Genomic DNA, 19,533 nt, shown 5'->3' on the forward strand with positions numbered 1-19,533 from the left:
CGGGTCGGCACGCGCCCGGCGCCGGGTACAGGCTCAGCGCCGCGCGCTTTTCGGCCGGAACGCCGCGACCACCGCGGCGTCGGTCTCGATATACGGGCCGCCGATCAGGTCGATGCAGTAGGGCACCGCGGCGAAGATGCCGGGCACGGTCGACTTGCCGTCGGCATCGCGCAGCCCTTCGAGCGTTTCCCGGATCGATTTCGGCTGGCCCGGCAGGTTGATGATCAGCGCCGCATGGTCGGCCCGGGCCGTTTCGCGGATCACCGCGACCTGCCGAGACAGGATCGCGGTCGGTACGAAATTCAGGCTGATCTGCCGCATCTGTTCGCCGAACCCGGGCATTTCCTTCGTCGCGACGGCCAGCGTGGCCTCGGGCGTCACGTCGCGGCGCGCGGGGCCCGTGCCGCCGGTCGTCAGCACGAGGTCGCATCCCGCGACGTCGACGAGCTCGGCGAGCGTGGCGGAGATCGTGGGCGCATCGTCCTGGATCAGGCGCGTTTCGGCGCGCCACGGCGACGTAAGCGCGCCGCCGAGCCATTCCTGCAACGCCGGAATGCCCTTGTCTTCGTAGACGCCCGTGCTCGCGCGGTCGCTGATCGACACGAGGCCGACGACGAGCTCGTCCGGGTGGTTACGCTTCGTCGTCATGGTCGTCTCCGGCGTCGTCCGCCGCTTCGTCGTCCGCATCGGACGCGCCGCCGGCGGCCTTGATCCACTGGAACAGCTCGCGGAAATAGCGCGGCGGCTTGCCCTGCTGCGCTTCCTTGCGTGCGTTGCGGATCAGCGTGCGGCCTTCCTGGATATCGGCTTCCGGGTGCTGGCGCAGGAATTCGGTCAGCGCGTCGTCGTTCGCGAGCAACTGTTCGCGCGTGCGTTCGATCCAGTGCAGGCGGGCCGTCGCGGCCTTGTTCACGCCGCGCTGCGCGTCGAGCGCGGTGCGCAGCGCGGCCGTCTCGTCGTCGGTCAGCGAGCGCATCACGCGGCCGACGTACTGGAGCTGGCGGCGCTTGCCTTCGTGATCGGTGATCCGGCGGGCTTCGCGCACGGCGTCCGCGAGATCTTCGGGCATCGGCATGCGCTTGAGGGCGTCCTTCGGCAGGTCGACGAGCGCCTGGCCGAGCTCCTGCAGCGCGTGCATTTCGCGTTTCAACTGGGATTTGCTGGGGCGATCGTAGCCATTGTCGTCGTCCTCGACGGCATGCTCGATCGGCTGGATTCGGGTTTTGCGTGTCATGGACGGCATTGTATCGCGCCGCGGACACGCCAAGCTTGTCGGTGTCCGGCCCCGGACCTTGCTATGATCGCGGGATACGCAATATTTTGAACATGCGGGCGCCCGCCCGCCACCGGATATCAAGACGATGGCAGCCAATCTCGACGTACAAGCGCGCTATTTCCCGCACACGCAGGACCAGCTCAAGGAAATCGCCTCGGACATCCTTCGCCATGCGAAGGCCCTCGGCGCGACGGATGCCGCGACCGAAATCTCCGAGGGCGACGGCCTGTCGGTGTCGGTGCGCCGCGGCGAAGTCGAAACGATCGAGCACAACCGCGACAAGATGGTCGGCGTGACCGTGTTCATCGGCAAGAAGCGCGGCAACGCGAGCACGTCGGATTTCTCGCCGGGCGCGATCAAGGATACCGTCGCCGCCGCCTACAACATCGCGCGCTTCACGGCCGAGGACGAGGCCGCCGGCCTCGCTGAAGCCGAGCTGCTCGAAACCGACCCGCGCGACCTCGATCTGTACCACCCGTGGGCACTGACGGCCGACGAGGCCGTCGAACTCGCCCGCCGCGCGGAAGATGCCGCATTCGCGGTCAGCCCGCAGATCCGCAATTCGGAAGGCGCGAGCGTGTCGGCCCAGCATTCGCAGTTCGTGCTCGCGACGTCGCGTGGCTTCCTGTCCGGCTACCCGTACTCGCGCCACTACATCGCATGCGCGCCGATCGCGGGCAGCGGCCGTCACATGCAGCGCGACGACTGGTATTCGTCGAAGCGCAGCGCGACCGATCTCGCGGCGCCCGAAGCGGTGGGCCGTTATGCGGCCGAACGTGCGCTTGCGCGGATGGGCGCACGCCGTCTCGACACCCGCAAGGTGCCCGTGCTGTTCGAGGCGCCGCTCGCGGCCGGCCTGCTCGGCGCGTTCGTACAGGCGGTGAGCGGCGGTGCGCTGTACCGCAAGACGTCGTTCCTGGTCGACAGTCTCGGCAAGCCGGTGTTCGCGCCGCACATCCAGGTCGTCGAGGATCCGCACGTGCCGCGCGCGATGGGCAGCGCGCCGTTCGACGAGGAAGGCGTGCGTACGCGTGCGCGCAGCGTCGTCAAGGATGGCGTGGTCGAAGGCTACTTCCTGTCGACCTATTCGGCGCGCAAGCTCGGCACGCAAACCACCGGCAACGCAGGCGGCTCGCACAACCTCGCGCTGCGCAGCTCGAACACGCAGCCGGGCGACGATTTCGACGCGATGCTGAAGAAGCTCGGCACGGGCCTGTTGCTGACCGAGCTGATGGGGCAGGGCGTGAACTACGTGACGGGCGACTATTCGCGCGGCGCGGCGGGCTTCTGGGTCGAGAACGGCGTGATCCAGTATCCGGTCGAGGAAATCACCGTCGCGAGCACGCTGCAGGAAATGTTCCGGCATATCGTCGCGATCGGCGCCGATTCGATCGTGCGCGGCACGAAGGAAACGGGCTCGGTGCTGATCGAGCAGATGACGATCGCCGGGCAGTAAGCGGCGCGCGGCCTCGGCCGCCATCAAACAAAAAAAGCCCGACGGCGTGAGTGAGCCGGTCGGGCTTTTTTATTGCGCGCGATGCGTCAGCCGCGCTTGCGCTCGTAGACGACGAACGCATAGCCGAACGTGTTCGGCGCGGCCGCCTGGTGCGCGTCGCGGGACACTTCCTGCCAGTGCGCGGCGTCGGGTGCCGGGAACGACGCGTCACCGTCGAAGTCGGCATCGATCTCGGTGACGATCAGCTTGTCGGCGAGTGCGAGACCTTCCGTGTAGAGTTGCGCGCCACCGATCAGGAACGCCTCGGGCACCCCGTCGCGCGCGGCGAGCGCCAGCGCATCGGCGAGCGACGTGACCGTGTCGCAGCCGTCGAAGCGTCGCGCCGCATCGCGCGTGACGACGATGTTGCGGCGGCCCGGCAGCGGCCGGCCGATCGACTCGTGGGTCTTGCGGCCCATCACGATCGGTGCGCCCATCGTCGTGCGCTTGAAGAAGGCGAGATCCTCGGGAAGTTTCCAGGGCAACTGGTTGTCGCGGCCGATGATGCCGTTGCGGGCACGCGCGACGATCAGGGTCAACGTCGTCATGAAGGTGGGGAGAGGAAAACCGGAATGGCGCCGATTCTACCGGAACGGCGGCGCGCACCGGTTCCGGTGCGCGCATCCGCGTTCCGGCGCTGCGCGCCGCGACGGTCGAAGCCACGCGTCGCGGCGACGGAATGAATAAAAAGCGTGCCCGCCGGGGGACGGAGCACAAAACCGTTTCGTGTCGAGAGATCGCGAATGCAGCCTCTGATCGATGCTCTCCGGCCTGCCCGGATCAATACGTCATCCTGATCAAATGGTTCGATCGACGGTCACTGATGCGTACTGCCTTGTGCGGTGCCTTCCATCGCGTGCTGCACGTCGCCCGGCTGCGGTATCGGGAGCGGCATCGGCAACTGGGGCGGCGGGGGGATCTCGTCCCACAAGGTCACCGATGTCCTGCCGGCCGGCAGCGGTTGCGGTGCCGACACGGTCACGATGCCGAACCCGACGCCGTGCTGCATGCCCGGCGTGTTTGATGCAAGCAGCACGGCGTGATCCGGCTTCGAGCTTTCGTCTGCGTGTACGGGCGTGGGCGGGCCGGCGGCCGCGACCGCAATGGTCATCGGCACGAAAGAAAGTAAAAGATGTTTTCGCATGGTCGCTGTCTCCGACGGTTTCCCTATTCAGCGAAATACATGCCATCGCGCCGCGACCGTTGTCGAGACTGCGATTCGTGCGCAAGCGTTGCGAATTGTGGCGGAAAACGGCTGAAAATGTTTCAGGCCTGAAACGAGGGGGCTCGGGAATACTGCGGATTCAATCGATACGCTTCAAGGACGAAAATCGTCGCATGCATCGATGACTGCACGCATTGCTGCACAGGTGCTATGTGCAGACGATTGACATACATCGACCTCCTGAGCGATTCGGCCGTATCGCCCACGGTACTGAAATCGGATTGTCGTATTCAGTGCCTATAACTAAGCTATCTTGATCAAAATAACTGGACGCGAGATAAGCGCCATCATGCGAGGCTTTGTCGTTGCCGAGCATCGGCATGGCGAATCGAGCCGCCTTCGGCTGCCCCGATTCGATCCTTTCGCACGCGTACTGACGTGCACGGCAATCGTTAGACGGTTGAGGAACGGGGTGAGCATATGGGAGTCGATCAACGGCATGTGATCTACTATTCGCGCGAGCCGAACGACGCGTTGCGCGGCCATTTCGACGAATGCGGCTGGCGTGTCGATCTCGCGGAGACCGTGCGGGACGTACGGCGCGTCGTGCAGCACGGTGTCGCAACGGCCGGGCTGCTCGATTTTTCGCCGGGCTTCAAGCCCTCGGACCTGCGCGAACTCGAATCCTGTCTGAGCATTCAGCACATCGGCTGGATCGCGGCGACGCGCCGCGGCCAGTTGCAGGACGCCACGCTGCGCCATCTCATTCGTGACTACTGTTTCGACTACGTGACGATGCCGTACGAGACGGCGCGGATCGTCGAGACCGTCGGTCATGCGCACGGCATGGTCGCGCTGACCGAAACCGCTGCGCCGCCCGTCGGCACGGGACGCAGCGAGGGCGAGATGGTCGGGACCTGCGATGCGATGCTCGGGCTCTTCAGGACGATTCGCCGCGTCGCGGCGACCGACGCACCTGTGTTCATCTCCGGCGAATCGGGTACGGGCAAGGAGCTGACGGCGGTCGCGATTCATGAGCGCTCGTCGCGCGCGCACGCGCCGTTCATCGCGATCAATTGCGGCGCGATCCCGTCGACGCTGCTGCAGGCCGAGCTGTTCGGCTATGAGCGCGGCGCGTTCACCGGCGCGAACCAGCGCAAGATCGGCCGCGTCGAGGCCGCCAACGGCGGCACGCTGTTTCTCGACGAGATCGGCGACTTGCCGCTCGAAAGCCAGGCAAGCCTGCTGCGCTTCCTGCAGGAAGGCAAGATCGAGCGGCTCGGTGCCCACGTATCGGTGCCCGTCGACGTGCGCGTGATCTGTGCGACGCACGTGGACATGGACGCAGCGCTGCGCGAAGGGCGGTTCCGCGAGGACCTGTTCCATCGCCTGTGCGTGCTGAAGATCGAGGAGCCGCCGCTGCGCGCGCGCGGCAAGGATATCGAGATACTTGCGCGTCACATGCTCGAGCGTTTCAAGGGCGACGCACATCGCCGCCTGCGCGGTTTTTCGCCTGATGCGGTCGCGTCGCTGTACGGCTATTCGTGGCCGGGCAACGTGCGTGAACTGATCAATCGTGTGCGCCGCGCGATCGTCATGTCGGAGGGGCGGATGATCACCGCCGCCGATCTCGAGCTGAGCGAATTTGCGACACTCGCACCCGTGTCGCTGCTGGAGGCGCGCGAGGCGGCCGAACGGCAGGCGATCGAGCAGGCGCTGTTGCGCCATCGTGGCCGTTTCGCGGATGCCGCGCGCGAACTCGGCGTGTCTCGCGTCACGCTCTACCGGCTGATGTGCGCGCACGGCATGCGCGATCGCGGCGACACGCTGGCAGGGTTTTCGGCGCCGTTGCAGGAGCTTCCGCGTCACGCTTGCTAAAATTGGCGGGTACGGCCGCCCTCGCGGCCGAAGGAACCCGCATGAAACAGTATCTCGATCTCGTTCGCACCATTCTCGATACCGGCACCTGGCAGGAGAACCGCACGGGGATCCGCACCATCAGCATGCCGGGCGCGATGCTGCGCTTCGACCTGCAGCAAGGCTTCCCGGCCGTGACGACCAAGAAGCTCGCGTTCAAGTCGGCGATCGGCGAACTGGTCGGTTTCCTGCGCGCTTCCCGCAGCGCGGCCGATTTCCGCGCGCTCGGCTGCAAGGTGTGGGACGCGAACGCGAACGAGAATGCCCAGTGGCTTGCGAACCCGTATCGCCAGGGCGTCGACGATCTCGGTGACGTGTACGGCGTGCAATGGCGCCAGTGGCCGGGCTACAAGGTGCTCGACGCGGGCGCCGACGCGCAGATCGCCGATGCGACGCGCCGCGGCTTCCGGATCGTGACGCGTTTCGACGAAGACGGCGCACCGAAGGTGCTGCTGTACAAGGCGATCGACCAGTTGCGCCAGTGCCTGGACACGATCATGGAGAACCCGTCCGATCGTCGCATCCTGTTTCACGCGTGGAACCCGGCCGTGCTCGACCAGATCGCGTTGCCCGCGTGCCATCTGCTGTACCAGTTCCTGCCGAATGCTACGAAGCGCGAAATCTCGCTGTGCCTGTACATCCGCAGCAACGACGTCGGCCTCGGCACGCCGTTCAACCTGACGGAAGGGGCCGCGCTGCTGGCGCTCGTCGGCCGGCTGACCGGCTACACGCCGCGCTGGTTCACGTACTTCATCGGTGACGCGCACATCTACGAGAACCAGCTCGACATGCTGCAGCGCCAGCTCACGCGCGAGCCTTACGACAGCCCGCGGCTCGAGATTTCCGAGCGTGTGCCGGATTACGCGAAGACAGGCGTCTATGAGCCCGAGTGGCTGGAACGGATCGAGCCGTCGGATTTCTCGCTCGTCGGTTATCGTCACCACGAGCCGCTGACCGCACCGATGGCCGTCTGATCGCGCGGCCCGGGCCGCGCGGAGGCATCGATCCGCTTCCCGCAGGAAAATGGCCCGACCGGCTGATACCGGTCGGGCCATTTTGTTTCACGTTTGCGGCGCTTATTGGCGGTGCCGCTCTTCGTGGCCGCCTTGCGGCGGCGGGTTGCCCGGGTGTGGCGCCTCGACGTGCGGCGCCGGTTGCGGCCGCGGTTCCATGTGCGGTGCGGGCATCGACGGGCGCGGCTCCATGCGTGGCGCCGGTTGCGGTCTCGGCTCCATGCGCGGCGCCTGCGGTTGCGGGCGCGGCATGTCATGCACGGCGGGGGCCGGCGGCCGGTACTCGTTCACACGTGGCGGGGCGACTTCGTGGTGCGGCGCCGGTTGCGCGAATTCGGGGTGCGGTTGCGGCGCGGGCGCCGCCCGCTCCGGTTGCGGTTGCCCATGCTGCGCCGGTGTCGGGAATTCGGGGCGCGGGCGCGGCTGCGGAATCTGCGCCGTATTGTCGAGCCGTGGTTGCGGCAATGCGCGCGGTGTTTCGTTCCGGCCGCCGGGCTGCGCGCCCTGCAGCGCCGGCGCGCCCTCCGGATGCGGGATCGCCGCGCTGCGCACCGGCGGCAGCGCATTCTGTCCCGCCGCATGCAGTGCTGTGGGCGGAGCGGGGCGCTGGCGCTCCATCGGTGTGTGCGGCTGCATCCAGGCGGGCGACGGCGTCTCGGCCGCGTGCGCATTGCCGATGCCGGCCGGACTGTTGTTCGCTACCGGCGGATGGGGGACACCGTTACCGGGCCCGAACGCCTGATGTGGCGCCGGGTTGCCGGGTGCCTGCGGCATGCCGCCGTTGGCGAAGTGCGGTGCGCCAGGGTTTTCGCCGTTCATGGGCCGCGTGGCATTCGGCACGCCGGGCATCGGTGTTCCCGGCCGCCCGGCCTGCAAGGCGGCCGGCTGGCCTTCGCGAGGCGCGCGAGCCGGCTGCACGACGGGGCCGTGCGGATTCACGAGCTGCACGTTGTGCATCGCCCATGCGCCGCCACCCGGTTTGCCCGGTACGCGGACCGGACGCGCCGTATAGTCGGCCGGCACGTTCGTCTTCACGACGGGCGCGCCGGCACCCGGCACGCGCCCGCCTTGCTGCGCGAGGTGGGCGGCGGCCTGGTCGCGATACGCGGCCGGCACGGCGGGATTGCGCGTGGCGACGTACGGATGCTGGGCAATTGCCGCCGGCGGGCGGTAGCTCGCATTGCGCAGCCCGCCGGTGAAGCTCTGGCGCACCGGCGCAATGCCCGGCGTACCCGGCGTGACATGCGCATTGCGCCATTGCTGCGGGTCGACGTGCTGCGAGAAGTGCGCGACAGGCTGGCCGTGCACGAACGCGGCAGCCGGTACGGCCGTGATCGCGTGCGGCGCACGGAAGTTGACGTAGGTCTTGTTGATGTTGGTGATATTGGTGATGTTCGTCACGTTCACGGTCTTGTTCACGTTGACGTTGTTCACCACGATGTTGCGGTTCACCCGGTCGTAGTAGTGCGGGCTCCAGCCGCCCCAGCCCGGATGCCACGGTTCGCCCGGGCCGAGTGCGAACCACGCGCAGCCGGCCGCAGCGACGCCGCCCACCGTGAGCGCGACGCTCCAGTTTGGGCCGCCGCCACCGCCGACGAACGCGACGAGTGCCGGTGCATAGGCCGGCGGCTGGCTGACGGCCAGCGGGCCCGGTACCCAGGCCCAGCTATCGTCCACGTACGCCCAGCGGCCGTAGTGATACGGCGCGAAACCCCATGGCGCGTCGTCGACCCACGTCCAGCCCCACGGGGCCTGCCAGATCCAGTGGCCGTCGTGATACGGCGCCCAGTCCGCCGGCGTATCGTTCGGCACCCATACCTGGCCGTAATTCGGGGTGTCGCGCCACGTGCCGTTTGCGTCGAGATCCTGGTAGCCGGGAATGTCACGGGACACATAGCGGGCCGACACCGAGCGTTCCTCGGCCGCGTCGCGGCTGGCGGCCCACTGGTCGAGCGCATCGGGGCCGGGGGCGGCGGCTTGCTGCGCGACCTGCAGGTCGGTGCCCGTGAACACGACCTGCTGCCCCGGTGACAGCGGATACTGGCCGTTGCTGCCGTAGACGGTCGCGCTGCCGCTGCGCACCGTGACCGTCGTGCTCGCGCCGTTCGGCGCGACGTCGACGCGATAGTCGCCGGGGCCCGTGATGCCGAGCGCGAGGTTCGGCGTGTCGATTTCGTACGATCCGCCGGCCGGCAGATCGCGCACGTGAGTCGATACGGTGCCGAGCCCCACTTTCAGCTGGGTCGTCGTGTCGTCGAGGTTCAGCACCGACAGGCTCGTCGACTCGCCGAGCCGCACCGCGGTCGAGCCGATGTGCAGTTCCGAGCGCGCCCCGGCATCGTTCCAGAGCTGGTCGCCGGTCGTCAGCGGCCGGTTCACGGCGGCATACGACCACGTATCGGTGCCGGCCGGCTCGGTCGTCACGGCGCCCGACAGGTAATTGAGCCGTGCGACACGGCTGGGCGGATCGCCGCCCGGTTGCCGTGCCGCGGCCGCATACGGAGGGGCGTCGGCCGATTGCGCGAATGCGGGGGGCAGGGCCGCAAGCGCGACGAACGCGAGCAGTGTGCAGCGGGCGGTTCGCTTGAGCGTGAACAGGGTGGCCATGGTGAGCGTCTTCGTCATTGTCGCGGCGCGTCGATTCGTGCCGTTGAGTTCACAATATCCGCTCGGCCTGTTTCAATGCTCGGTGTTTTGTAAGTCGAATGGCACGCGATGTAACAAAACCTGTCGATCGCGCGCCGTTGTCGTGCAGACGCAATGCGGGCGTCAAGCGGACGTAAGCCACTCGTCGAAAACCTGCTGTCCGGGCACGGTGACGCGCAGCACGCGCGGCCGTGCCGCACGCTCGATCCAGCCGTGCGCGCAGAAGCTCTCGAGCAGTGCCGCACCGAGCGCGCCGCCGAGGTGTGAACGCCGCTCGCTCCAGTCGAGGCATCCGCACGCGAAGCGGCGCCGGCGCGTGCGCTGCTGTGCGACGTCGATGCCCCATTGCGCAAGCGCCTGGGTGCCGAGTTCGGTGGTCTCGATCGCATCGCCGTCCGCCTGCAGCCAGCCGCGTGCGGTGAGCCCGTCGAAGATGCGCACCGCGAGTTCGCCGGCCATGTGGTCGTAGCAGGTGCGCGCATAGCGCAATTCGGCCGGGACCGTGCGGGACGGCGGCGGAGCCGCGCGATGCGGCGCGGCCGCGCGGGCGACGTTCGCGAGTGCCTCGAGCGATGCCGCGATGTCGGCCGATGCGATCCGGTAGTAGCGGTGCCGGCCGCGCACGTCGAGCGCGAGCAGGCCGCCTTCGGTCAAGCGCGAGAGGTGGGCGCTTGCGGCGGAGGGCGACAGCCCCGCGATCATCGTCAGCTCGCCCGCCGGTCGTGCGCTGCCGTCCATCAGCACCCACAGCATCGCGGCGCGTCCCGGGTCGGCGATCAGCGAACCGATGCGGCTCAGGCCCGGAAAGTGGTGGTCGTCTTGGTCGGTCATCGTCGTGTCTCGTCAGGCGGGATGCTCTCCAGTGTAGTGGGCGCGCGCATTCGATGTTTCGGTTCTGGCTGAAATGTCGGATGCAGACTTGCCGGCGTCGTCGATGTGGCGAACCGGGCCGCGGCCGCGTGCAGCGCGCGCGTAGAATGGCCGAAAGCGGCGGCAGCGGGCTGCCGCACGTGACACGACGCAACGATGAAGACGATTTTCTGTTTGCTGGCGGCGGCGCTCGTCTGCGCGGCCTGTGCGCAGGGCGGTGCGGGCGCGGCCGGCGAGCGCGGCGGCAGCCTCGAGATGTACGGGACGATCGATCAGGGCATCACGGTGCGCCGCTGACCGGCGCCGGCCACATGCACGCCGGGCACGGCCCCCACAGCCGCGCCACACGGGGCGCCCCGCGACGCGTTGCCGCAGTGCAACGTATAATCGGCCGATTACAGCGCCCCTGCCGCCTGGAGCCAACACGATGTCCCAACCGTCCCCCGTACCGGCCGCCCTCGACCGCACCGAAACCGTATTCCGCTTCCTCGCCGAACCGTCGTCCGTGAACTTTGGCGGCAAGGTGCATGGCGGCGCGCTGATGAAGTGGATCGACGAAGTCGCGTATGCGTGCGCGGCCGTCTGGTCGAGCCGCTATTGCGTGACGGTCAGCGTCGGCAACATCCGCTTCCAGCGTCCGATCCTGGTCGGCAATCTCGTCGAGCTGAAGGCGCGCGTCGTTGCGACGGGCCGCACCAGCATGCACATCCATGTGTCCGTCCATGCCGGGGATCCGAAGGGCGGCGTGCTGCGCCAGACGACCGATTGCCTCGTCGTGTTCGTCGCGGTCGACGAGAACGGCAACCCGGTGCCGGTGCCGCCGTTCGTGCCCGAGACCGACGAGCAGAAGGTGCTTGCGAAATATGCGGCCGACGTGCGGGCCGCGCTCGACAAGATCGTCGAGATGAAGCCGGAAGAAGTCGCGAAAGGCGCGGTTTGACCGCGGCGGGCGCCGCGCATCGCGCCGCGCCCGCGATTCCGTAGATCGTCGTACCGCCGGTCGTCGTACCGTCAGCGCGACCCGATCATCTGCTCGGGGCGCACCCACGCATCGAATTCCGCCTCGGTCAGGTAGCCGAGCGCGAGCGCGGCGGCCTTCAGCGTCGTGCCTTCCTTGTGCGCCTTCTTTGCGATCTGCGCCGATTTGTCGTAGCCGATGTGCGGGTTGAGCGCCGTCACGAGCATCAGCGATTCGTTCAGCAGCAGGTCGATCCGCGAGCGGTTCGGCTCGATGCCCACCGCGCAGTGGTCGTTGAAGCTCTGCGCGCCGTCGGCGAGCAGCCGCACCGACTGCAACACGTTGTGCGCGATCATCGGCCGGAACACGTTCAGCTCGAAATTGCCGCTCGCGCCGCCGACGTTGACCGCGACGTCGTTGCCGAACACCTGGCAGCACAGCATCGTCACGGCTTCGGACTGCGTCGGGTTCACCTTGCCCGGCATGATCGAGCTGCCCGGCTCGTTTTCCGGAATCGACAGTTCGCCAAGCCCGCAGCGCGGCCCGCTTGCGAGCCAGCGGACGTCGTTCGCGATCTTCATCAGGCTGGCAGCAACCGTCTTCAGCGCGCCGTGCGCGAACACCAGCGCATCCGCGGCCGCCATCACCTCGAACTTGCTCGGCGCCGTCACGAACGGCAGCTTCGCGAGCCGGCCGATCTCATCGGCGACACGCACCGCGAACTCCGGATGCGCGTTCAGCCCCGTGCCGACCGCGGTGCCGCCGAGCGCGAGCTCATACAGGTGCGGCAATGCCGATTCGACGTGACGGATGCCCTGGTCCAGCTGCGCGACATAGCCGGAAAACTCCTGGCCGAGCGTGAGTGGCGTGGCGTCCTGCAGGTGCGTGCGGCCGATCTTCACGATGTCGGCGAAGGCCTTCGACTTCGCGTCGAGCGTCGTGCGCAGCGTGCGCAGCGCCGGCAGCAGGTGGTTGACGATCGCGTACGCGGCGGCGACGTGCATGGCGGTCGGGAACACGTCGTTCGACGACTGGCCGCGGTTCACGTCGTCGTTCGGATGAACCTTGCGCGCTTCGCCGCGCTCGCCGCCCATCAGTTCGCTCGCGCGATTTGCGATCACCTCGTTGAGGTTCATGTTGGTCTGCGTGCCGGAGCCCGTCTGCCACACGGCGAGCGGGAATTCGCGCGGATGCTTGCCGGCGATGATCTCGTCGGCCGCGTCGATGATGGCGCGCGCCTTGTCGTCGGCCAGCACGCCGAGCGACTGGTTCACGGCCGCCGCGGCGCGCTTGACGATCGCGAGCGCGTGGATCAGCTCGGGCGACTGCTTCTCGGTCGAGATCCGGAAATTCTGCAGCGAGCGCTCGGTCTGCGCGCCCCAGAGCCGGTCGGCCGGTACGGCGATCTCGCCGAACGTATCGCGTTCCATCCGAACTGCTTCGTTCATGATCCACTCCTCCAGGAAAGGGGAAAGGCCGCGCGTCGTCGCGCGGCATCAGGCATAACCAGACGTATCGTGAGGCAGTCGCGCCGCTGGCGCGGCGTCTCGAGGTCTTCAGCCGACTAGCATAGCGCCGGCCGGGATTTCGCGTCGTGTCGCGCTCAGTGCGGCGACGTCGTGAGCGACGCGCTCTTCAGATGAAAGCGCCACCCCATCAGCACGGCCACGCTGGCAAGGCCGGCCGCGAGACCCCACCAGAGGCCGCGGGCACCGAGGCCCACGTGGAACGCGAACCAGTAGCCGGTCGGAAAACCGATGCCCCAGTAGCCGAGGGTCGCCGCGAGCATCGGGATGCGCGTGTCCTTCAGGCCGCGCAGCGCGCCCGACGCGACGGTCTGCGCGCCGTCGACGATCTGGAACACCGCGGCGATGCCGAGCAGCGACGCGGCGAGCGACACCGTGGCCGCGTTCGACGGATCGTCGAGGTTCAGGTACAGGCCGACGATCGCGTGCGGCGCGACGATCAGCACGATGCCCGACAGCGTCATGAACGCGACACCGAGGCCGAGTGCGACGAAACCCGCGTGCCGCGCGGCGACGGGCGCCCCCGCGCCGACCCAGTAGCCGACGCGCACGTTGGCGGCCTGGCCGATCGCGAGCGGCACCATGAACGCCACCGACGCGACGTTCAGCGCGATCTGGTGCGCGGCCAGCGACGTCGCGCCGAGCACGCCGATGGTCAGGCCGGTTGCGAGGAACAGCGTCGACTCGACCCCGTACGTGATCGCCACCGGCCAGCCGATGCCGATCAGCTCGCCCATCATGGGCAGCTTCGGGCGCGCGGCGGTGACGAAATGACGGAAACGCTGCCGGCCGTGCAGCAGCCAGATCAGGGCGAGCGCGGTGAGCCAGATCGTGATCGTCGTCGCGACCGCCGAACCGAGGAAGCCGAGGCGCGGCAGCCCGAACGCGCCGTGGATCAGGCCGTAGTTCAGCACGGCGTTGACGCCGACGCCGCCGATCGACACCCACAGCAGCCGCCGCGCCGCGCCGATCGCCGGAAGGAATGCGCGCATCAGCCCGACACCGATCAGGCTGCCGAGCGCGGCGAAGCGCAGGATGCCCGTGTATTCGCCGACGTGATGCGCGAGCAATGGCGGCTCGTGGAACATCAGCAGGATCGGTTCGGACAGCGACAGCGCGATGATGGCCGGAATCGCGAGCAGCACGGACAGTGCGAAGCCGGTCCAGTAGATGTGCGGTACGCGCTCGTCGGCCTTGGCGCCGCGCGCGTGCGCGACGCTGACGCTGACCGACGACAGCACGCCTTGCAGCACGGTCACGATGACGAAGAAGAAGTTCGCGCCGAGCCCGCCGGCGGCGAGCGAATCGGGGCCGAGCGAGCCGAGCAGCACCGTGTCGGTGACGCTCATCGCCATCTGCGAGAGCTGCGCGATCGCGAGCGGCGCGGCGAGGCGGGCGGTATCGGCGGCATGACTGGACAGGGACGGCGGCGCGGCGGCCGTCCGCGTAAGACCGGAATGCGACATGGAGTGGGCGCTCGCGCGGGTGCGGGCCCGCGCTATATGTATTTATTTTGAGAGACGGCTAGCTTACGGCTTTATTCGAACCGTGTCGAACGCGCGCGCCGATGGCCATGTCGCAGGCAGGGGAACCGTCGGCCCTAGGCTTCGCGCACCGCAATACGCGTGTCGCCGAGCAGGACGACCTGGCCCGCGCGGATCTTGCAGGTCTTGCGCAGTTCGACCACGCCGTCGACTTTCACCGCGCCGGACGCGACGATCAGCTTCGCGCTGCCGCCACTGTCCGCGAGGCCGGTGATCTTGAGAAGGTTGTGCAGCTCGACGTATTCGCCGGTCAGCGTGAAATCCAGGTTGGGCATGACGAAGAAGGTGCGCAAGGCGCGGGAGGAAACGCTCCGCATCATACGGCACCACGGGCCGGCACGCGAGCGCGGGCCGCCGCGGCATGCAGTTGTTAAGGACTGTGAGCGACTCGTCAGCAAATGAAACGGTGGGTAACAGTCTGAGAGATTCGAGAACCGGCCGGGCGCACCGCGGGTCTTTTTCGTACCTGCTGCGTGTTGCGGCAGGGGAAGCGACGGACCGCATCGCTGCGGTTCGGGCTCACAACTTCCTGAGGAGAATTGCCATGTCCAAGATTCGTACGATGCTGATCGGTGCCGCGCTGACGGCGTTCGCTACTTCGGCCGCATTTGCCCAGACGGGCACGGCGGTGCAGGGCACGGCCGGTGCCGGCGTGCAGGCGCAGACGCCGGCGGCGGGTGTCGGTGCCGGCATGCAGGGCAGTGCGGGCGCGAACGCGTCGGGCAATGCCGCCGGCGGGGCAACCGATGCGGTCGGCGCGGCAGCCGACGGCGCGAAGGATACGGCGTCGTCGGCCGTCCACTCGGCCAAGAAGCACACGAAGCATGCCGCGAAGTCGGCCAAGAGCCATGTCGGTTCGGCCAAGGCGAAGGCCGGCGAAGCGACCGAAGGCGGCGCATCGGTCGGTGCGGAGGGCGGTGCATCGGCCCAGGGCGCCACGCAGTAAGCGGTGCCTGGCGCCGCGCGACGCTCGTCCCTGGCGGTGCGTCGCGACGGCGGTCATCCAGCGGCCCGGTTCGCATTGCGCGAACCGGGCCGTTTTCGTGTGTCGATGCGCATCGGGGCGCCGTTACGGGCGGCGCTGTCCTTGTCCTTGTCCCGGACCCTGTGCCGGCCGCGCGGCAGCCGGGGTGAATACGCTGCGCAGCCACGCGGCGAGCCGTGCGAAGACATCGTACGGCTCCTCGACGAAGATCTCCGGCTTCAGCAGCCGCAGGTATTCCATGATCTGCTGCGCTTCCTGTTTCTGGAACGAGCCGTGCGCGAGCCCGAGCCGCAGCAGGCCGCGCAGTTCGCCGAGCTTGTCGCGCGCGGTGCTGCCGACGCTCATCTCGCACGCGAGCTTGGCCTCGTAGACCCGTTGCCGCAGCGATTCCGCGAGACGCCACGCCGGCGTCTGCATCAGTTCCTCGAGTGCCTGGATATCTTGCGCCGCGCCCTTGATCTGCGACGCGAGCGGGTCGATCAGCGACGGGTCGCCCTGCGCTTCGGCGACGATCGCCTTCGCCCAGTCGCGGCACGCCTTCGCGAGTTCGTCGGGGGTCCATTCGGAACGGCACGCGAAGCCGAAGCCGAATTCGCCGGCCTGTCGCATCAGGATCGCGACGACGTCCGGGAATTCCTTGTCGAGCGTGCGTTTGGCCCACGCGTACTGGCCGCCCTGCAGCATCCGCTGCACCGCGTGCTCGGTCAGCGGCACCATATTGTCGAGCAGTTTGGCGCGCAGGAAATCCTCGAACGACGGCGTCGCGAACTGCGGGTCGAGTTTCAGCGACACGCGGACGAACGCGTCGTAGTCCTTGCGCAGGGACTCGAGCGTGTCGTCCTTGAGGGAAAGGGTGATCTGGCCCATGAATCGTCTCGATGGCGGCCCGCGCAAGCCGGCGGCCGGCACGGCGCACCGGGGCGGGCGCAGCGTCGACTGACCGGTGCGCGCCGAGGCCGGTGGCGGGTCTTCATCCCCTATATCGGCCTGCCGGGCGGAAACTTGAGCGCACGTGACCGAGCGTGTGCTCAGGCGGGCAGCCAGTGGGGCAGCACGACCCCTTGCCAGAAAAAGAACACCGCGAGCCCTGCCGCGATCGTCACGAGCGGGCGGCGGGTCGTTGCCGACACGAGCACGGACGCCAGCGCGCCGACGAGCTGAGGATTGCGCCAGGTCAGCTCGGCCGTGCCGCCGTGCGGCGAGACGGTCATCGGCACGATGATCGCGGTCAGCACGGTGACGGGCACGAAGCCGAGCGCGGTCCGCACGAGCGGCGGGAAGGCCAGCCGTTCGCCGAACAGGAACAGCGTCGAGCGGATCGCGTACGTGATGACGGCCATCCCGAGAATCAGCAGCGCGTAGCTCACGATGCGGCCTCCGTGTGCGAGCCGGCACGCGATCGTTCGTGCAGCAGCGTGAGCGCGACGCCGATCGCGACGCCGGCGGCGACCGCGCCGAGCAGTCCGAGCTTGTACGGCCAGCCCTGCCAGAAGTACGCCAGCGTGCCGGCCGTCACGGCCGCCGCGAAATAGCGCAGGGTGCCGAGCTGCGGGACGACGATCGCAATGAAGGTGGCCGCCATCGCGAAATCGAGGCCGAGCGACTGCAGCCCCGGGAACGCCGCGCCGAAACCGATGCCCGCGAGCGTCCAGACCTGCCAGTTCAGGTACATCGCGAGCCCCGAGCCGAAGAAGTAGTGGGGGCCGATCGCGCCGGGCGGGAAATGCCGGTAGTGCGCATAGGCGACCGCGAACACCTCGTCGGTCATCAGCGCGCCGAGCGTTGCGCGCCAGCGCAGCGGCAGGTGCGCGACATAGGGCGCGAGCGTCGCGCTGTACAGCAGGTGACGCAGGTTCACGATCAGCGTGGTCGCGAGCACGACGACGAAGCTTGCGCTACCCGCGATCAGGCCGAGCGCGATGAACTGCGCGGAGCCCGCGAACACGGCGAGCGACATCAGCGTGCCATGCCACGCGGCGAGCGGGCCGCCGCCGACGAGCGTGCCGAAAATCACGCCGAACGGGGCGGCGCCAATCATCATCGGGATCGTGTCGCGCGCGCCGTCGAGCCATTCGTTGAACGGGCGGCGAGTGGGCGATGCGGGTGTCGGGTTCAAGGGGTGCTCCTCCATGAACGGGAGGATAGCGGGCGGGGAGGCGAGTCGGCTTGTATGTTCTTGCGCTTGGGCGGCGAGCCGGTGCTTGCCTGCTTGCAGGCGCCGGCGGCATCGCGTTGGCGGGCCGGACGCCGCGCGTCAGCTCGCCTGCCAGCGCCCGGGCGGTACGCCGAACATGCGTTTGAAATGCCGTGTGAAGTGGCTTTGGTCGACGAAGCCGCTGGCCGCGGCGACGTCGGCGACGGGCACGCCCGCGCGCAGCGGCGCCAGCGCGCGCTGCAGGCGCAACTGGTTGCGCCACGCATGCGGCGGCATGCCGTTCGTGCGGGTGAACAGGCGCGCGGCGTGGAACGGCGACAGGCCGGCCGCCTGCGCGACTTCGTCGAGCGTCACCGTGCACGTCAGATCGGCGGCGAGCCGTTCGCGCATCGCGTCGACGCGGGGTTCGTCCGCCGCGAGCGGCGCCGGTCGCGGCAGGGCGTCCGCATGGCGCACGATCAATGTCGACAACGCATCGAGCATCGCCGTTTCGGCGGCGAGCGGATCGTAGATGCGGGGTGCGCCCGTCGCGGGAACGTCAGCTGCTTGCCCGTGCGCCTGCGAGGGCAGTGCGTGCTCGCTGCCGGCCTCCATCATCCGGTGTGCCAGCGTGAGCCGCGCCGCCAGGTCGGCGTCGCGAATCACGTCGGGCGCAAACCACGGCGCGTCCTGCGGGCGGCCGGCGATCGCGCTGGTGAGTTCGCGGATGAAATCGACCGGGATGTAGCTGACGCGATAGCACCAGCCCTCGTCGGCGGCACGCGACCCCGTATGCACTTCGCCCGGATTGATCACGGGCACGGTGCCGGTTTCTGCGACATGGCCGCTGCCGCGATAGGTGTAGCGTTCCGCGCCTTCGAGAATCACGGGGATCGTGTACGCGTCGTGCCAGTGGGGCGCGAACGTGTGGTCGCGATAGGTGGCCGTGACGAGATCCGCATCCGGCAGCAGCGGCGTGCGCCAGTAGCGTGCGGAGTCGGGAAGGCGGGTGGCGGACATGAGCGGGCGCGGAGCGGTCGAACCGACAGTGTATCGCTCGCGCGCCCGGCAGGCGCGGGCCTTACTTGACCGGAATCGTCGTGCCGGCCGGCATCGGCACCGCGGTGACGGCGTTCTTCGGGCTGCCGCTGACGATGCGGTCGCTGTAGGTCAGGTAGACGATCGTATTGCGCTTGGTGTCGACCACGCGCACGACGTGCAGGGTCTTGAAGATGAACGACATGCGCTCGCTGAACACGTCGGTCTGCTGCTTGAGCGGCTCCTTGAAGCTGATCGGGCCGACCTGCCGGCACGCGATCGACGCTTCGCTCGGATCCTCGGCGACGCCGAGCGTGCCCTTGATCCCGCCGGTGCGCGCGCGCGACACGTAGCAGGTCACGCCGTGCACGACCGGATCGTCATACGCCTCGACGACCACGCGATCGGAGCCCGTGACGCGGAAATGGGTGTTGACGCTGCCGACTTCCTCCGCGTGCGCGAGCGGTGCTGCGGCGAATGCGGAAAGCAGGAGGGCGAGTGGTGCTGAGCGGAGGAGACGGTGCTTCATCGACGGAACCGGATGCGAATGCGGGACAGAGACTCTAGCATGCGCGCGACCGGGCGACGAAAGCCGAAAGGCGGGCCGGAAAAACAAAAGGCCCGTCGAATGACGGGCCTTTCGCTATTTGGCTCCCCGACCTGGGCTCGAACCAGGGACCTACGGATTAACAGTCCGGCGCTCTACCGACTGAGCTATCGGGGAATAAATCGGTACATCTGCTTGTTTGTCTACCAGCAAAAAGCCCGTCCACTTTCAACGGGCCTTTGCGTTTTTGGCTCCCCGACCTGGGCTCGAACCAGGGACCTACGGATTAACAGTCCGGCGCTCTACCGACTGAGCTATCGGGGAACAAACAACAACAGCAGAGAAACGAGATTTTATGGAGCGTTGATCAACCTGTCAACACTTTTGAGCCGCGGCGCACAAAAATTTTTTGCGGCCGC

The 19,533-nt window shown here is 68.0% G+C and carries 20 protein-coding genes and 2 tRNA genes; 6 read left to right on the top strand and 16 right to left on the bottom strand.

Translation table 11 applies throughout. The features are described 5' to 3' along the window. Positions 1–33 precede the first annotated feature (33 nt). Both mog and yjgA read right to left on the bottom strand, forming a co-directional pair. Positions 34–648, bottom strand: coding sequence for a molybdopterin adenylyltransferase (mog, locus tag DPV79_RS04810; protein WP_059590133.1), 615 nt, complete (start codon positions 646–648; stop codon positions 34–36). Further along, a complete protein-coding gene (yjgA, locus tag DPV79_RS04815) occupies positions 632–1,234 on the bottom strand; it encodes a ribosome biogenesis factor YjgA (protein WP_272481918.1) in 603 nt (200 codons plus the stop codon). Before yjgA ends, mog begins: the two co-directional genes overlap by 17 nt. A gap of 127 nt (positions 1,235–1,361) precedes the next feature. Between yjgA and pmbA the strand changes: the two genes are divergently transcribed. Then, the gene (gene pmbA / locus DPV79_RS04820) at positions 1,362–2,732 is read left to right on the top strand and encodes a metalloprotease PmbA (protein ID WP_027788039.1); all 1,371 of its coding nucleotides are present in this window, start codon (positions 1,362–1,364) and stop codon (positions 2,730–2,732) included. A gap of 86 nt (positions 2,733–2,818) precedes the next feature. On the opposite strand, the gene DPV79_RS04825 is transcribed toward pmbA, so the two are convergent. Further along, complete coding sequence (locus tag DPV79_RS04825; RefSeq protein WP_059498136.1) at positions 2,819–3,319, bottom strand: dihydrofolate reductase; 501 nt, start codon at positions 3,317–3,319, stop codon at positions 2,819–2,821. 269 nt (positions 3,320–3,588) lie between these two features. Then, a complete protein-coding gene (locus DPV79_RS04830) occupies positions 3,589–3,915 on the bottom strand; it encodes a hypothetical protein (protein WP_021159732.1) in 327 nt (108 codons plus the stop codon). A 501-nt stretch (positions 3,916–4,416) separates the two neighbouring features. Here DPV79_RS04830 and DPV79_RS04835 point away from each other — a divergent pair. Next, positions 4,417–5,814: a sigma-54 dependent transcriptional regulator gene (locus tag DPV79_RS04835; RefSeq protein ID WP_021159730.1), complete on the top strand. Its 1,398-nt coding sequence runs from the start codon at positions 4,417–4,419 to the stop codon at positions 5,812–5,814. 41 nt (positions 5,815–5,855) lie between these two features. Next, the gene (locus DPV79_RS04840) at positions 5,856–6,827 is read left to right on the top strand and encodes a thymidylate synthase (protein ID WP_059863503.1); all 972 of its coding nucleotides are present in this window, start codon (positions 5,856–5,858) and stop codon (positions 6,825–6,827) included. Between the two features lie 102 nt (positions 6,828–6,929). Here the strand turns inward: DPV79_RS04840 and DPV79_RS04845 are convergent, their stop codons facing one another. Further along, positions 6,930–9,473 carry a DUF6600 domain-containing protein gene (locus DPV79_RS04845; RefSeq protein ID WP_113045046.1) on the bottom strand — a complete coding sequence of 848 codons (2,544 nt, stop codon included), beginning with the start codon at positions 9,471–9,473 and terminating at the stop codon, positions 6,930–6,932. A 162-nt stretch (positions 9,474–9,635) separates the two neighbouring features. Then, positions 9,636–10,343, bottom strand: coding sequence for an ArsR/SmtB family transcription factor (locus DPV79_RS04850; protein ID WP_027788033.1), 708 nt, complete (start codon positions 10,341–10,343; stop codon positions 9,636–9,638). Positions 10,344–10,538: 195 nt separating this feature from the next. On the opposite strand from DPV79_RS04850, the gene DPV79_RS42510 reads away from it, so the two are divergent. Then, positions 10,539–10,679, top strand: coding sequence for a hypothetical protein (locus tag DPV79_RS42510; protein ID WP_006753078.1), 141 nt, complete (start codon positions 10,539–10,541; stop codon positions 10,677–10,679). 130 nt (positions 10,680–10,809) lie between these two features. Next, entirely contained in the window at positions 10,810–11,322 is a 513-nt protein-coding gene (locus DPV79_RS04855) for an acyl-CoA thioesterase (protein ID WP_012328135.1), read from the top strand. Between the two features lie 71 nt (positions 11,323–11,393). On the opposite strand, the gene fumC is transcribed toward DPV79_RS04855, so the two are convergent. From fumC to DPV79_RS04870, 3 genes are all read right to left on the bottom strand, one after another. Further along, positions 11,394–12,788, bottom strand: a complete 1,395-nt coding sequence (gene fumC, locus DPV79_RS04860) for a class II fumarate hydratase (protein ID WP_048022942.1) — start codon at positions 12,786–12,788, stop codon at positions 11,394–11,396. 155 nt (positions 12,789–12,943) lie between these two features. Beyond that, positions 12,944–14,332, bottom strand: a complete 1,389-nt coding sequence (norM, locus tag DPV79_RS04865; protein ID WP_021159726.1) for a multidrug efflux MATE transporter NorM — start codon at positions 14,330–14,332, stop codon at positions 12,944–12,946. Positions 14,333–14,466: 134 nt separating this feature from the next. Then, positions 14,467–14,685: an RNA-binding S4 domain-containing protein gene (locus DPV79_RS04870; RefSeq protein WP_060218003.1), complete on the bottom strand. Its 219-nt coding sequence runs from the start codon at positions 14,683–14,685 to the stop codon at positions 14,467–14,469. Positions 14,686–14,954: 269 nt separating this feature from the next. On the opposite strand from DPV79_RS04870, the gene DPV79_RS04875 reads away from it, so the two are divergent. Continuing rightward, positions 14,955–15,356 carry a hypothetical protein gene (locus DPV79_RS04875; protein WP_027788030.1) on the top strand — a complete coding sequence of 134 codons (402 nt, stop codon included), beginning with the start codon at positions 14,955–14,957 and terminating at the stop codon, positions 15,354–15,356. Positions 15,357–15,479: 123 nt separating this feature from the next. On the opposite strand, the gene DPV79_RS04880 is transcribed toward DPV79_RS04875, so the two are convergent. From DPV79_RS04880 to DPV79_RS04910, 7 genes are all read right to left on the bottom strand, one after another. Beyond that, a complete protein-coding gene (locus DPV79_RS04880; protein ID WP_021159723.1) occupies positions 15,480–16,262 on the bottom strand; it encodes a DUF4088 family protein in 783 nt (260 codons plus the stop codon). 161 nt (positions 16,263–16,423) lie between these two features. After that, complete coding sequence (locus DPV79_RS04885; RefSeq protein WP_113044917.1) at positions 16,424–16,762, bottom strand: AzlD domain-containing protein; 339 nt, start codon at positions 16,760–16,762, stop codon at positions 16,424–16,426. Further along, complete coding sequence (locus DPV79_RS04890; protein WP_113044918.1) at positions 16,759–17,526, bottom strand: AzlC family ABC transporter permease; 768 nt, start codon at positions 17,524–17,526, stop codon at positions 16,759–16,761. The genes DPV79_RS04885 and DPV79_RS04890 overlap by 4 nt, the downstream gene beginning before the upstream one ends. Positions 17,527–17,649: 123 nt before the next feature. Next, complete coding sequence (locus DPV79_RS04895; protein WP_021159720.1) at positions 17,650–18,549, bottom strand: AraC family transcriptional regulator; 900 nt, start codon at positions 18,547–18,549, stop codon at positions 17,650–17,652. 61 nt (positions 18,550–18,610) lie between these two features. After that, positions 18,611–19,096, bottom strand: a complete 486-nt coding sequence (locus DPV79_RS04900) for a CreA family protein (protein WP_113044919.1) — start codon at positions 19,094–19,096, stop codon at positions 18,611–18,613. A gap of 119 nt (positions 19,097–19,215) precedes the next feature. Beyond that, positions 19,216–19,291, bottom strand: a tRNA-Asn gene (locus tag DPV79_RS04905). A gap of 71 nt (positions 19,292–19,362) precedes the next feature. Then, positions 19,363–19,438, bottom strand: a tRNA-Asn gene (locus DPV79_RS04910). Between the last annotated feature and the right edge of the window lie 95 nt (positions 19,439–19,533).

The sequence above is a fragment of the Burkholderia reimsis genome, from assembly GCF_003294055.1.
Classification (GTDB): Bacteria; Pseudomonadota; Gammaproteobacteria; order Burkholderiales; family Burkholderiaceae; genus Burkholderia; species Burkholderia cepacia.